The sequence below is a fragment of the Streptomyces tibetensis genome (assembly GCF_007655005.1).
Lineage (GTDB): Bacteria > Actinomycetota > Actinomycetes > Streptomycetales > Streptomycetaceae > Streptomyces > Streptomyces tibetensis.
Genome location: NZ_SZVW01000004.1, coordinates 15,605 through 27,413, shown reverse-complemented (window position 1 = coordinate 27,413; position 11,809 = coordinate 15,605). Strand labels below are relative to the sequence as shown.

Genomic DNA, 11,809 nt, shown 5'->3' with positions numbered 1-11,809 from the left:
GGTCACCGGTGGCGTTCGCCGTCCGTACCTCTCCCTGGACTCACTCGGTCCCGTCGACGCCCGGTACCACCGTGTCCCGGGCTGCCATAAACCCCCGCAACCCCCTGCTCAGCGCCGACCGTTCGGCCGGTTCCATCGCCGCCAGGGCTGTGGCCAGGGCCTGGGCGCGGCGGCCGGCGACATCGCACAGCACGCGCCGCCCGTGTGAGGTGAGCCACAGTTGCACCACGCGGCGGGTGTCGGGGTGCGGGGTCCGTTCCAGGAGGCCCGCCGCCGCCAGGCGGTCGCAGAGGCGGCTGGCCGTGGGGAGGCCGATGTCCAGGCCGTCCGCGAGGGCCGTCAGGTTCAGGCCGGGCGCCGCCTGCACGGTGCGCAGGGCCCGCAACTGGTGCGGTGACAGGCGCAGGGACGCCTCCTGGGCGGCGATCGACCACAGCTCCGCCAGACTCTCCACGGCATCGGCGATCTGCGCGGCGACGGCCTCCGGGCCCTCGTCCGGTCCCTTCGCCCGGTGGTTGCCGGGGCCGCCGAGATCGGTCACGAACGGTCACTTCCAAAAAGCTCCGGGTATTGATGAGGTCACCCTCTTGCAAAGGCTGTACCCGAGGAAGCGAGGGGCAAGCAGCCCCGTTCAGTGCCCGGCCGGACCGGCGACCGCTCAGCCGGCGTTGAGCTCCGCCAGTGCGGCGAGCGGCAGCGTGTGCTGGGTCTGGAGGACCTTCGCGCGCAGGTAGCGGACGTTGTGGGCGGTGGTGAAGACGCCCGTGGGGATCCGCTCGCGGACGTCGACGCCCAGGGAGCGCAACTGGCCCGCCTTGTCGGGGTTGTTGGAGAGCAGGTCCAGTTCGCCGATGCCCAGGGCCCGGAGCATCTGGGCCGCCGCCGTGTAGTCGCGGGCGTCCTCCGGCAGCCCGAGGGCCGCGTTCGCCTCGTACGTGTCGAGCCCCTCGTCCTGCAGGGCGTACGCGTCGAGCTTGTTGTAGAGGCCGATGCCGCGGCCCTCCTGCCGGAGGTACAGCAAGACCCCGCCGCGTTCGGCGATGCTCTCGACCGCCTCGCGCAGCTGCGGGCCGCAGTCGCAGCGGGCGGAGCCGAACACGTCCCCGGTCAGGCACTCGGAGTGCAGCCGCACCAGCGGGACCGGGCCGGGCTCGCCGAGGATCACGGCCACGTGCTCCTGACCGTCGGCCAGGCCGTGGAAGGTGACGAGCTCGGCGTCCGCCTCGTAGCCGTCGTGGAAACGCAGCGGGACCCGGACGCGGGAGCGTGGGGTGGCGATGACGGCGGGGGTGTCGGACATGCGGGGCCTCCGGGTTCCGTTTCCTGTTCGGCTGCACAGCCGTACTGCTTCAGATTTGAAGCAGATCCACGATCGGAACCCTACTCGTGCTTTAAATTTGAAGCAACGAGAATCCGGGCCGGTGTGGCGCGCGTCACGAACAGGCCGTGGACGACCTCCGCCGCCACGGCACCTCGTCCGCCGCCGCCCGCGCCCCGTCCTCCTGCAGCCCCTGCGCGATCGCCGCCGAGATCTCCTCCAGCTGCCCCACCTGCTCCTCGCTGAGGCGGTCGAACAGGGAGCTCCGCACGGTCTCGACATGCCCGGGCGCCGCGCGCTCCAGCACGGCGAAGCCCTCGTCGGTCAGCGCCGCGACGCTGCCCCGCTTGTCGTACCGGCAGGCCTCGCGCCGCAGCATGCCGTCCTTCTCCAGCCGCGTGACCGCGTACGTCAGCCGGCTGCGCGTGATCTTCAGCCGCTCCGCGAGATCGGTCATGCGCAGCCGCCGCTCCGGGGACTCCGACAGGACGGACAGGATGGAGTAGTACAGGTGCGGCATGCCGGCGTCCTGCTGGAGCTGCCGGTCGATCGCGTCCTCCAGGAGCAGCGAGGCGGCCATGTAGGCGCGCCAGGCGCGCTGCTCCTCGGGGGTGAGCCAGCGAGTCGTCATGCCGCCAGTGTAGGTTTGTTTCAAACTTGAACCAAGGCCTGTCCCGTCCCGCCGTCCCGACCAGCCGCGGAGCACCGATGCCCCACCCGTACGTCCTGCTGTCCGCCGCCGTCTCCCTCGACGGCTACCTGGACGACACCGGACCCGACCGGCTGCTCCTGTCCGGCCCGGCCGACTTCGACCGGGTCGACGAGGTGCGGGCCTCCGTCGACGCGATCCTGATCGGCGCCGGCACCATCCGCGCCGACAACCCGCGCCTGCTGGTGAACTCGGAGCAGCGCCGGTCCGCCCGCACGGGCGCCGGCAAGCCCGAGTACCCCCTCAAGGTCACGGTCAGCGGCTCCGGCGACCTCGACCCGGACGCCCGCTTCTGGCACACCGGCGGCGACAAGGTCCTCTACACGACCGACCAGGGTGCCGCACGCGCCCGGGCCCTGGATCTGGCCACCGACGTCGTCCCGCTCGGCGCCGACCTCGACTGGCGGCGGCTGCTGACGCACCTGCACGACGTCCGGGGCGTGAGGCGGCTCATGGTCGAGGGCGGCGGCCTGATCCACACCCAGCTCCTCACCCAGGGCCTGGCCGACGAGCTCCAGCTGGTCCTCGCCCCGCTCTTCGTGGGCGACCCCCGGGCGCCCCGGCTCTTCGGCCCCGGTGGCTACCAGGGCGGCCGGCTCCGGCTGCTGGAGTCGCGGCGGATCGAGGACGTCGTCCTGATGCGCTACGAGCCGACCGCCCCGGGCACCGGCGCCCTGCCCACCGCCGCCGACCACCACTGGCTGGCCCGCGCCTGTGAGCTGGCCGAGCACTGTCCGCCGTCGGACACCGCGTTCAGTGTGGGCGCGGTCGTGGTCGGCGCCGACGGCACGGAACTGGCCCGGGGCCACTCCCGCGAGGGCGGCGACCCGGTGGTGCACGCCGAGGAGGCGGCCCTCGCCAAGCTCGACCCGGCCGACCCGCGCCTGCCCGGCGCGACGGTGTACAGCAGCCTGGAGCCGTGCGCCCGCCGCGCCTCCCGACCCGCACCCTGCGCCCGGCTGATCCTCGACGCGGGCGTCCGACGGGTCGTCACGGCCTGGCGCGAGCCGGACACCTTCGTGACGGATGCCGACGGCAGTGGCCTCCTGGCGGCCCAGGGGGTGGAGGTCCTCGTCCTCCCGGAGCACGGGGAGCAGGCCAAGGCCCCGAACCGCCACCTGCTGAGCTGAGCGCGGGCCGGAACGGTGGGTGTGTGCGAGCTGTCCCGCGGATGGCGTACACTGGTGACACAACGACGCGGGGTGGAGCAGCTCGGTAGCTCGCTGGGCTCATAACCCAGAGGTCGCAGGTTCAAATCCTGTCCCCGCTACTGAAGGCCGAGGGCCGGAATCCAAAAGGATTCCGGCCCTCGGTGCTTTTCTCGGTACCTCATCACGTTCGGTGAGCGAACCACCCCGTTCCGCATAACAACTGACACACCGTCAAAACTCGTCAGTCACTTGCGGACCGGTCAACTCGCCCGATTTAAGCCGGTCATGACAGGTAAGTCCGCGCGAAAAGGTTAATGATCAAGTGGAATCGCTGGAATACCCCTCGTGCCTCCATTAACGTTCGATAACGCAGCGCGGTCGTCCCAGCCGTCACAGAAGGCGGCTCCGTGCGCACGCGCCGAATCCCGAAAGGGAACCGGGGAACCACCACTTGGGGTGAATCGGGCGGATACCGCCGTGGAAGCACGGCAGGTATACGCGCGTAGGAGACCTTCCTGCTCCGAACCCGTCAGCTAACCCGGTAGGCGAGAAGGAAGGAAAGGAGTACGCCCACGTGGCGTCCAACCGGCCTGCCCCCGCGGCCCCGTACGCGCCGAAGCGCGACAGCGACACCTTCGGCTACAGCGCTCAGCGCACCGACGAGGGCCCGTTCCAGGAGTGGAACCCCACCGAGGAGTCCATCCGTCCCGTCCGTGGCCGGCATCGCGTCACCAAGCAGCGCGGCGGAGGCCTCGCCCGCAGCTCCACCGTCCTGGGCGTCGGCGTCATAGCCGCCGTGGGTGCCGGCGGCATGGCCAGCGCCCAGACCGGCAAGCCCCCGGTGTCCATCTCCGTGCCGGACCTGCCCTCGGTGGGTTCCCTCATCTCGGACGACGACACCCCCGAAGGTTCCGCCACCCCGCTCAGCAGCCTCGGCACCGCCACGGCGGAGACCGCGAAGGACACGTCCGGCGCCCACGCCGGAGCCGGTGACGCGCTGCGCGCCCGGATCATGGCCCAGGTCGAGCACCAGCAGGACCAGATCGAGACCAAGGCCGCCCAGGACGCCGCGGCCGCCGCCGAGAAGGCGGCGGCGGACGCCGTCGCCAAGGCGGAGCAGGAAGCCAAGGCCAAGGCCGCCGAGGCCAAGAAGAAGGCGGAGGAGGAGGCCGAGAAGAAGGCCGAGGCCGAGCGGCTCGCCTCCCTCGCCAAGCAGTTCACGCTGCCGACCTCCTCGTACACCCTCACCTCCACCTTCGGCCAGGCCGGCGCCTACTGGTCCTCCGGCCACCACACCGGCCTCGACTTCGCCGCCCCCACGGGCACGCCGATCAAGGCCGTGCACAGCGGCACCATCACCGAGGCGGGCTGGAACGGCTCGTACGGCTACAAGACCGTCCTCACCCTCGATGACGGCACCGAGATCTGGTACGCGCACCAGTCCTCCATCGGCGTCAGCGTCGGCCAGAAGGTCAGCACCGGCGACGTGATCGGCCGCGTGGGCGCCACCGGCAACGTCACCGGGGCGCACCTGCACCTCGAGGTCCACACCGGCGGGGCCGCGAGCGGCATCGACCCGATGGCGTGGCTGCGCGGCAAGGGACTGAACCCGTAAGCGCTACGCATGCGTTGAAGCACCGACGGCCCTGACGACGACACCCCGACGTCAGGGCCGTCGGCGTTCCGGCGTGTACGGCGGCGCATACCAAGCCAAAGTGTTTACAGGGCCTTTGCGTTCGCCGCGGAATGAGGCGTTCCTCTCTGGGCGTTGAGGTGAAGCATGACTTCTCTGCGCAAGCTCGGCTCTTCCGACCTCGAGGTCTTCCCGCTCGCCCTCGGCGGCAACGTCTTCGGCTGGACCGCCGACGAGGACCAGTCGTTCGCCGTGCTCGACGCCTACACCGCCGCCGGCGGCAACTTCGTCGACACCGCCGACGTCTACTCGGCGTGGGTCGACGGCAACCGGGGCGGGGAATCCGAGACCATCCTCGGCAAGTGGCTCGAGGCCCGCGGCAACCGCTCCGACGTCGTCGTCGCCACGAAGGTCAGCCAGCACCCCGACTTCCAAGGACTGTCCGCCGCCAACATCACGGCCGCCGCCGACGCCTCCCTGCGGCGCCTGCGCACCGACTACATCGACCTCTACTACACCCACTTCGACCAGCCCGACGTGCCCGTCGAGGAGATCATCGGCGCGCTCGACAGCCTTGTGAAGGCCGGGAAGGTGCGGCACATCGCCGCCTCCAACATCTCCGCCGAGCGGCTGCGGGAGTCCCTGGAGTTCTCCGACCGCGAGGGGCTCGCCCGGTACGTGGCTCTCCAGCCGCACTACAACCTGGTCTCCCGCGACACGTACGAGGGTGAGCTCCAGGATCTCGCCGAGCGGGCCGGCCTCGCGGCCGTTCCGTACTACGCGCTCGCGTCCGGCTTCCTCACGGGCAAGTACCGGCCCGGTACGACCGTCGAGAGCGCGCGGGCGAGCGGTGCCGCCAAGCATCTGGAGACCGAGCGGGGGCAGCGGGTGCTCGCCGCCCTCGACGAGATCGCCGGGGCGCACGACGCGCCCGTGGCCACGGTGGCTCTCGCCTGGCTCGCCGCCCAGCCCACCGTCGCGGCGCCGATCGCTTCCGCACGGACGGTGGAGCAGCTGCCCGCACTGGTCGGCGTGGGCGAGCTGACGCTCTCGGAGGCCGAGGTCGAGCAGCTGACGCGGGCCTCGGTTTGAGCGTTTGAGCGGCTGACGTGGGGCTCGGTTTGAGCGTTTGAGCGGCTGACGCGGGTCTCGGTTTGAGCGTCGGTTGGCTCTGCGGGGTGCGGTTCGGGGCCTAGGTGCGGTACGGGTTGTACGCGGGGTACGGCGTCGGCTGGTGGCCGTAGCCGTACCCGTACACCCCGTGGACCGGCCAGGGCGGGGCCACCACCGGGACCGGTGGGGCGGTGATCCGGGCCGCGTGGTCCAGCGCGGGGCGGGACACCTCCCGGCGTCGCCACAGTTCGCCGAGCAGCTCCCGCTCCCGCACGGCGAAGTCCGCCCGGGCGCCGCCCCGCCGGGCCCGGTGCCGCAGGAACGCCAGGGACGTCGCGTACGCCTCGTACCGGGCCACCTCCCGGGCCGCCGCCCTGCCCGCGTGGCGACGGGCGTACTGGCGGGCGATCCGCCGGGCCCGCATCGAGCCGAGCGCGTACGGCTCGGCCGGGGTCAGCCAGCCGGCCACGGCGTAGGCGGGCAGCTCCGCCCGTACGGTCTTCAGCTCCCGCTGCCGCGTCCAGATCACCAGCCAGGTCAGCAGCCCGAAGATCGGCACCATGAACGCCGCGTACACGGCGAAGAACCCGTACTCGCCGAACGCCGAGGAGCCGTTCCACATCGCGTGCATGCCCATCGCGAGCAGCAGCCCGGACAGCGGGAAGACGATCCGGCGGACGGGCCGGCGGGCCGCCGAGATCGCGGAGAGGCCGAAGCCGATGCCGGTGAGGACCGTGAACAGCGGATGCGCGAACGGCGACATGATGATGCGCACGAAGAAGGTCGCCGCCGTGACGGAGGCGATGCCGGTGCCGCCGGTGAGCTGGTCGGTGCCGAACGCGGTGCCCAGGTAGAGGATGTTCTCGGTGAAGGCGAAGCCGGTGGCCGTCACACCGGCTATGACGACGCCGTCGACGATGCCGGTGAAGTCGCGGCGCCGGAAGAGGAAGACCAGGAGCACGGCCGCCGCCTTGGCCGACTCCTCGACCACCGGCGCTATCACGGTCGCGCCGAGGGTGTCCGCGCTGGACGGGTCCGCCGTCGCCGTCGCTATCCATCTCGTCGCGAAGCTGTTGGCGACGATCGCTATGAGCGCCGCCGCGCAGGCGCCCCAGGCGAAGCAGAACACCAGGTTCCGCCAGGGGCCGGGCTCGACGCGGTCCAGCCAGCGGAACGCGGCGATCAGCAGAGGGACCGGCAGGACGGCCAGCCCCAGCCCGACCAGGAACCCCTCTGTGCCGGTCTCCTCACGGACCAGGGCGAGGATGACCAGGCCGGATATTGCGAGGAGCGTGCTCAGCGCGCCGTAGCGCACCCAGGCGCGCTGCCACCAGTGGGCGTGCCGCAGGGAGCCGGCCGTGCCTGGGCCGGCGAAGGGGACGCCGTCGGTGGGACCGCTCGGGTACGACGGATGCGGGGGGCTGGTGGCCACGGAATTGACCCTAACGACGGATGGGCGCTGTCCGCAGGCGGGAAAGGTGCCAGGGGTGGTCAGGCGCCGGCGGGGGGCTGGTCCACGTGCTGTACGCGGCGGAAGAGGAGGTCGTTCACGACATGTCCCTTGTCCAGTCCCTGGCCCTCGAAACGGGTCAGCGGACGGAAGTCGGGGCGCGGCGCGAAACCGCCGTCCGCCTGTGTGTTCTCGAAGTCGGGGTGCGTGGTGAGAACGTCGAGCATCTGCTCGGCGTACGGCTCCCAGTCGGTGGCGCAGTGGACGAGCGCGCCGGGCCGGAGCCGGGTGGCGGCGAGGGTGAGGAAGTCGGGCTGGATGATCCTGCGCTTGTGGTGCCGCTTCTTGGGCCAGGGGTCGGGGAAGTAGACGCGGAGGCCGCCGAGGGAGTCCGGGGCGAGCATCTCGCGCAGGAGGATGATCGCGTCGCCGTTGCCGACGCGGATGTTGGACAGGCCGTTGCGGTCGGCGAGGTTGAGCAGGTTGCCCTGGCCGGGGGTGTGGACGTCGACCGCGAGGATGTTCGTGGCGGGGTCGGCCGCGGCCATCTGGGCGGTGGCCTCGCCCATGCCGAAGCCGATCTCCAGGACGACGGGGTTGTCGTTGCCGAACAGCTCGGGCAGGTCGAGGGTGCGGCTGCCGTCGATGTCGAGGCCCCACTTGGGCCACAGGCGCTGCAGCGCGTCCGCCTGACCGGCGGTGACACGGCTGCGACGGGGCTGGAAACTGCGGATCCGCCGCTCGAAGTGCGAACCGGCGGGATCGGCCTTCGGCCCGTCGGGGAAGCGCGGCTCTCCCTTGGCCCGGGTGCTGCGGACGGAGACGCCGGGGGTGTGCGGGTCCGGGTGCGGGTGCGGCTGCGGGTTCGTGTGCGGCTGCCGGTCCGTGTGCGGGTCCGTGTGCGGGTTCGGGTCTTCGGGGGTGTTCGCGGAGTCAGACACAGTGCCTCTGATTTTACGGCTGCGGTGTGGCGCGTCGGCGCCGGTGGTGGGTCGGGGCCGGTGGCGCGTCGGCCGGTGGTGGCGCGTCGGCCGGTGGTGGGTCGGGGCCGCGCCGGGGGGTGTCCGTCCTCGGAACGGCGCGATGGACCCTTTTACCGACTGACTGGCGTCGACGCGCCAACCGCTGCGGGCGGACACCCCCCGACACGTCCCCTTCCGTACGACGGCGGCCGCGGGAGCGTCGTGGCTCGCGCCGCAGGCGCGCCGTTCGGGCGTCGTCTCGCGCGGCTGCGGGCCACGCCGGCCGCCCTGGCTGCGGGCAGTCCTGCCGCCGGGTTGCGGACCCACTCGGCCTCGGCAGCAACGCCGGGGGTCCCGATCCGCGGGGTTGCGGACCCACTCGGCCTCGGCAGCAATGCCGGGTGTCCCGATCCGCGGGGTTGCGGATCCACTCGGCCTCGGCAGCAATGCCGGGTGTCCCGATCCGCGGGGTTGCGGACCCACTCGGCCTCGGCAGCAATGCCGGGTGTCCCGATCCGCGGGGTTGCGGACCCACTCGGCCTGCGGCAGCAACGCCGGGTGTCGCGATCCGCCGGGTCGGACCCACCCGGCCTCAGCAGCAACGCCGGGTGCCCCGTGCCGCCGGGTTGCGGACCCACTCGGCGCCGGCAGGAACGCCGAGCCTCGCAGGTCTCACAGTGCGCTCAGTGCCCTGCGAGCCACCTCCCGGCCGATCGGCAGGGACGCGGTGGCCGCAGGAGACGGTGCGTTCAGGACGTGCACCGTGCGAGCGCCCTCGCGGATCAGGAAGTCGTCGACCAGGGTTCCGTCGCGGAGGACCGCCTGTGCGCGCACACCCGCGGCCGTCGGGACCAGGTCGTCCTCACACACCCCGGGCAGCAGCCTGCCCACCGCCTGTGTGAACGCCCTCTTGGACAGGGAGCGGCGCAGCTCACCCGCCCCGTACCGCCAGTGGCGGCGGGCTATCTGCCAGGAGCCTGGCCAGGTCAGGGTCGAGCCCAGCTCGCGCAGGCTCACCGTGCCCCAGCCGTATCCCTCGCGGGCCAGGGCCGGAACCGCGTTCGGCCCGACATGGACGCCCCCGTCGATGCCCCGTGTGAGATGCACCCCGAGGAAGGGGAACGCGGGGTCGGGCACGGGGTAGACCAGGCCGCGCACCAGCTCCGGCCGGGCCAGCTCGTAGTACTCGCCCCGGAACGGCACGATCCGGACGTCCGGGTCGTCCCCGGTGAGCCGGGCGATCTCGTCGCACCGCAGCCCCGCGCAGTTCACCAGGACCCGCCCGCGCACGACGTCCCCCGCGGCCGTGAGCACGGCGACTCCCCGCTCGGGGCGCCGGTCGACGCGCACGACCCGGGTGCCGTAGCGGATCTCCGCGCCCGAGCCGTGGGCCAGCTGGCGAGCGACGGCGACGAAGTCGCAGATGCCGGTCGTCCCGACGTGTATCGCGGCGAGCCCGCGCACCTCGGGCTCGTACTCCTCGATCTGGGACGCGCCCAGCTCCCGCACCGGAATCCCGTTGTTCCGGCCGCGCTGCACGAGCGCGTGCAGGCGGGGCAGCTCCGAGCGGTCGGTGGCGACGATCAGCTTGCCGGTGACCGCGTGCGGGATGCCGTACTCGGCGCAGAACTTGACCATCTCCGCCGCGCCCCGCACCGCGTAGCGGGCCTTGAGGGAGCCGGGGCGGTAGTAGATGCCGCTGTGGATGACGCCGCTGTTGCGACCGGTCTGGTGGCGGGCCGGGCCCGGCTCCTTCTCCAGGACGGTGACACGTGTGCCCGGTGCGGCGCGGGTGATCGCGTACGCCGTCGACAGACCGACGATGCCGCCGCCGATCACCAGCACGTCACAGTCGTACGCCATCCGCACCTGCACCACCTCCCGCTACCGATAGTGCACTGCGCCACTGACAGCGGCTTCAAACGCCGGGAGGGCCGTCGCTCTCCGAGGGCGCGGGGAACTGCGCGATCAGCCACGACCGGCCCCCGGCCGCACGATCACAGCGACCCGGCACACGCTCAGGCGGGAGTCATCAGCAGCGGTCGTGCACGCTCACGGAGCTCCACCACCCGTGGCTCGTCGCCGTACGGTTCCAGCCGGTGCAGGAGGTCCTTCACGTACTCGGTGGTACGGGCCGAGGAGATCCGTCCGGCGACCTCCACCGCCCGTACTCCCTGCTCGCACGCCGCGTCGAGGTTGCCCGACTCCAGTTCGGCGACCGCGGAGACGACCAGGCGCAGACCGTGCGAGCGGACGAACTCCTCCGTGGGCTGCGACAGGGCCTGTTCGGTGAAGCGGCGGACCTGGCGGGGCGCCTTGAGGTCGCGGTAGCACTCGGCGGCGTCGGCGGCGAAACGGTCGTAGGAGTAGAAGCCGAGCCAGCTCGGGTCGTTGTCGCCGGGGCGGGCGCGCTCCAGCCAGCTCTCGGCCGCCTTCAGGGCGCCGCCGGCCGCCTGGGCGTCGTTCGCGCGTGCGTGCGCGCGAGCCTCGACGAGGCGGAAGAAGCTCATGGTGCGGGCCGTCGCCAGACCCCGGTTGCGTTCCAGGGCGGCCTGGGCGAGGTCCACGCCCTCGTCGCCGAAGCCGCGGTAGGTGGCCTGGAGGGACATGGTGGCCAGCACGTAGCCCCCGAGGGGGACGTCCGCCGCCGCCCGGGCCAGGCGCAGGGCCTGGATGTAGTAGCGCTGGGCCGCTTCCTGCTGGCCCGTGTCGAAGGCCATCCAGCCCGCCAGGCGGGTGAGTTCGGCGGAAGCGCCGAAGAGGGCCCGGCCGACCTCGTCGGAGTACGAGCCGAGCAGTAGGGGGGCCGCCTCCACCCTTAAGCATTCGGGGACCATCGACGAACGCCAGTCGCCGCCGCCGTACTTGGAGTCCCAGCGCCGCGCGTCCTCGGCGGCCTCCCGCAGCTTCTGCACATCGCTGTGGCCGACTTTGAGCGGTGCACCGGAGCCCTCGCCGGGGCCCACGTCACGCGCGACCGAACTGTCGGCCGGGGTTATCAGCCATCGTGAGGCGGGCGTTGCGTATGCGCTCACCGCGAACGATCCCGCCAGCGACTGCCAGATGCCGCCGGAGCCGGCCCGGCGGCCGGCGAGGTCGAGGCGGTACAGGTCGGTCGCGGATCGCACCGCCTGGCCGACGTCGCGCGGGAAGGCGAGGCCGACCTCGGGCGCGGGGTCCGCGTCCGCCAGGCCGATCTCGTGCAGCGGCACCGGGCGGCCGAGTTTCTGGCCGATGGCGGCGGCGATGAGGTGCGGGGCGGCACCCTGCGGCACCATGCCCTTCGACACCCAGCGCGCCACCGACGTCTTGTCATAGCGAAGCGTCAGACCGCGCTGGGCGCCGAGGTCGTTGACGCGCCGCGCGAGGCCCGCGTTGGAGATTCCCGCGAGGGCGAGAACGGCGCCGAGTTTTTCGTTCGGCCCGCGTTGCTCCCTGGACATGAGCCACCCCTCGACACAGACGGCTGCCGC

The 11,809-nt window shown here is 72.1% G+C and carries 10 protein-coding genes, 1 tRNA gene and 1 riboswitch; of the genes, 4 read left to right on the top strand and 7 right to left on the bottom strand.

What is annotated here, in order from left to right:
* Positions 1-40: 40 nt before the first annotated feature.
* From FDO69_RS07225 to FDO69_RS07215, 3 genes are all read right to left on the bottom strand, one after another.
* Entirely contained in the window at positions 41-541 is a 501-nt protein-coding gene (locus FDO69_RS07225; RefSeq protein ID WP_104778930.1) for a MarR family winged helix-turn-helix transcriptional regulator, read from the bottom strand.
* A 117-nt stretch (positions 542-658) separates the two neighbouring features.
* Positions 659-1,300 carry a GTP cyclohydrolase II gene (locus FDO69_RS07220; RefSeq protein ID WP_104778929.1) on the bottom strand — a complete coding sequence of 214 codons (642 nt, stop codon included), beginning with the start codon at positions 1,298-1,300 and terminating at the stop codon, positions 659-661.
* Between the two features lie 133 nt (positions 1,301-1,433).
* Positions 1,434-1,949, bottom strand: coding sequence for a MarR family winged helix-turn-helix transcriptional regulator (locus FDO69_RS07215; RefSeq protein ID WP_104778928.1), 516 nt, complete (start codon positions 1,947-1,949; stop codon positions 1,434-1,436).
* 77 nt (positions 1,950-2,026) lie between these two features.
* Between FDO69_RS07215 and FDO69_RS07210 the strand changes: the two genes are divergently transcribed.
* The 4 genes from FDO69_RS07210 to FDO69_RS07195 all read left to right on the top strand — a co-directional run bounded on the left by FDO69_RS07210 (position 2,027) and on the right by FDO69_RS07195 (position 5,903).
* Positions 2,027-3,157, top strand: a complete 1,131-nt coding sequence (locus tag FDO69_RS07210) for a dihydrofolate reductase family protein (protein WP_104778927.1) — start codon at positions 2,027-2,029, stop codon at positions 3,155-3,157.
* A gap of 66 nt (positions 3,158-3,223) precedes the next feature.
* Positions 3,224-3,297, top strand: a tRNA-Met gene (locus FDO69_RS07205).
* A 287-nt stretch (positions 3,298-3,584) separates the two neighbouring features.
* A riboswitch (cyclic di-AMP (ydaO/yuaA leader) is annotated at positions 3,585-3,741 on the top strand.
* Between the two features lie 11 nt (positions 3,742-3,752).
* Positions 3,753-4,793 (top strand): M23 family metallopeptidase, encoded by a 1,041-nt coding sequence (locus FDO69_RS07200; protein ID WP_104778926.1) that lies wholly within the window; start codon positions 3,753-3,755, stop codon positions 4,791-4,793.
* A gap of 165 nt (positions 4,794-4,958) precedes the next feature.
* Positions 4,959-5,903, top strand: coding sequence for an aldo/keto reductase (locus FDO69_RS07195; RefSeq protein WP_104778925.1), 945 nt, complete (start codon positions 4,959-4,961; stop codon positions 5,901-5,903).
* A gap of 100 nt (positions 5,904-6,003) precedes the next feature.
* On the opposite strand, the gene FDO69_RS07190 is transcribed toward FDO69_RS07195, so the two are convergent.
* From FDO69_RS07190 to FDO69_RS07175, 4 genes are all read right to left on the bottom strand, one after another.
* Complete coding sequence (locus FDO69_RS07190; protein ID WP_104778924.1) at positions 6,004-7,356, bottom strand: PrsW family intramembrane metalloprotease; 1,353 nt, start codon at positions 7,354-7,356, stop codon at positions 6,004-6,006.
* 59 nt (positions 7,357-7,415) lie between these two features.
* Positions 7,416-8,315, bottom strand: a complete 900-nt coding sequence (trmB, locus tag FDO69_RS07185) for a tRNA (guanosine(46)-N7)-methyltransferase TrmB (RefSeq protein WP_104778923.1) — start codon at positions 8,313-8,315, stop codon at positions 7,416-7,418.
* Between the two features lie 693 nt (positions 8,316-9,008).
* Positions 9,009-10,199: an L-2-hydroxyglutarate oxidase gene (gene lhgO, locus FDO69_RS07180; RefSeq protein WP_104779264.1), complete on the bottom strand. Its 1,191-nt coding sequence runs from the start codon at positions 10,197-10,199 to the stop codon at positions 9,009-9,011.
* 155 nt (positions 10,200-10,354) lie between these two features.
* Positions 10,355-11,779 (bottom strand): NsdA family TPR-like regulatory protein, encoded by a 1,425-nt coding sequence (locus FDO69_RS07175; protein ID WP_104778922.1) that lies wholly within the window; start codon positions 11,777-11,779, stop codon positions 10,355-10,357.
* Positions 11,780-11,809 lie beyond the last annotated feature (30 nt).

Coding starts and splice junctions, on each gene's coding strand:
- FDO69_RS07215 (WP_104778928.1), bottom strand. CDS start 1,949: ATGACGACTCGCTGGCTCACCCCCGAGGAGCAGCGCGCCTGGCGCGCC.
- FDO69_RS07210 (WP_104778927.1), top strand. CDS start 2,027: ATGCCCCACCCGTACGTCCTGCTGTCCGCCGCCGTCTCCCTCGACGGC.
- lhgO (WP_104779264.1), bottom strand. CDS start 10,199: ATGGCGTACGACTGTGACGTGCTGGTGATCGGCGGCGGCATCGTCGGT.
- FDO69_RS07220 (WP_104778929.1), bottom strand. CDS start 1,300: ATGTCCGACACCCCCGCCGTCATCGCCACCCCACGCTCCCGCGTCCGG.
- FDO69_RS07195 (WP_104778925.1), top strand. CDS start 4,959: ATGACTTCTCTGCGCAAGCTCGGCTCTTCCGACCTCGAGGTCTTCCCG.
- FDO69_RS07175 (WP_104778922.1), bottom strand. CDS start 11,779: ATGTCCAGGGAGCAACGCGGGCCGAACGAAAAACTCGGCGCCGTTCTC.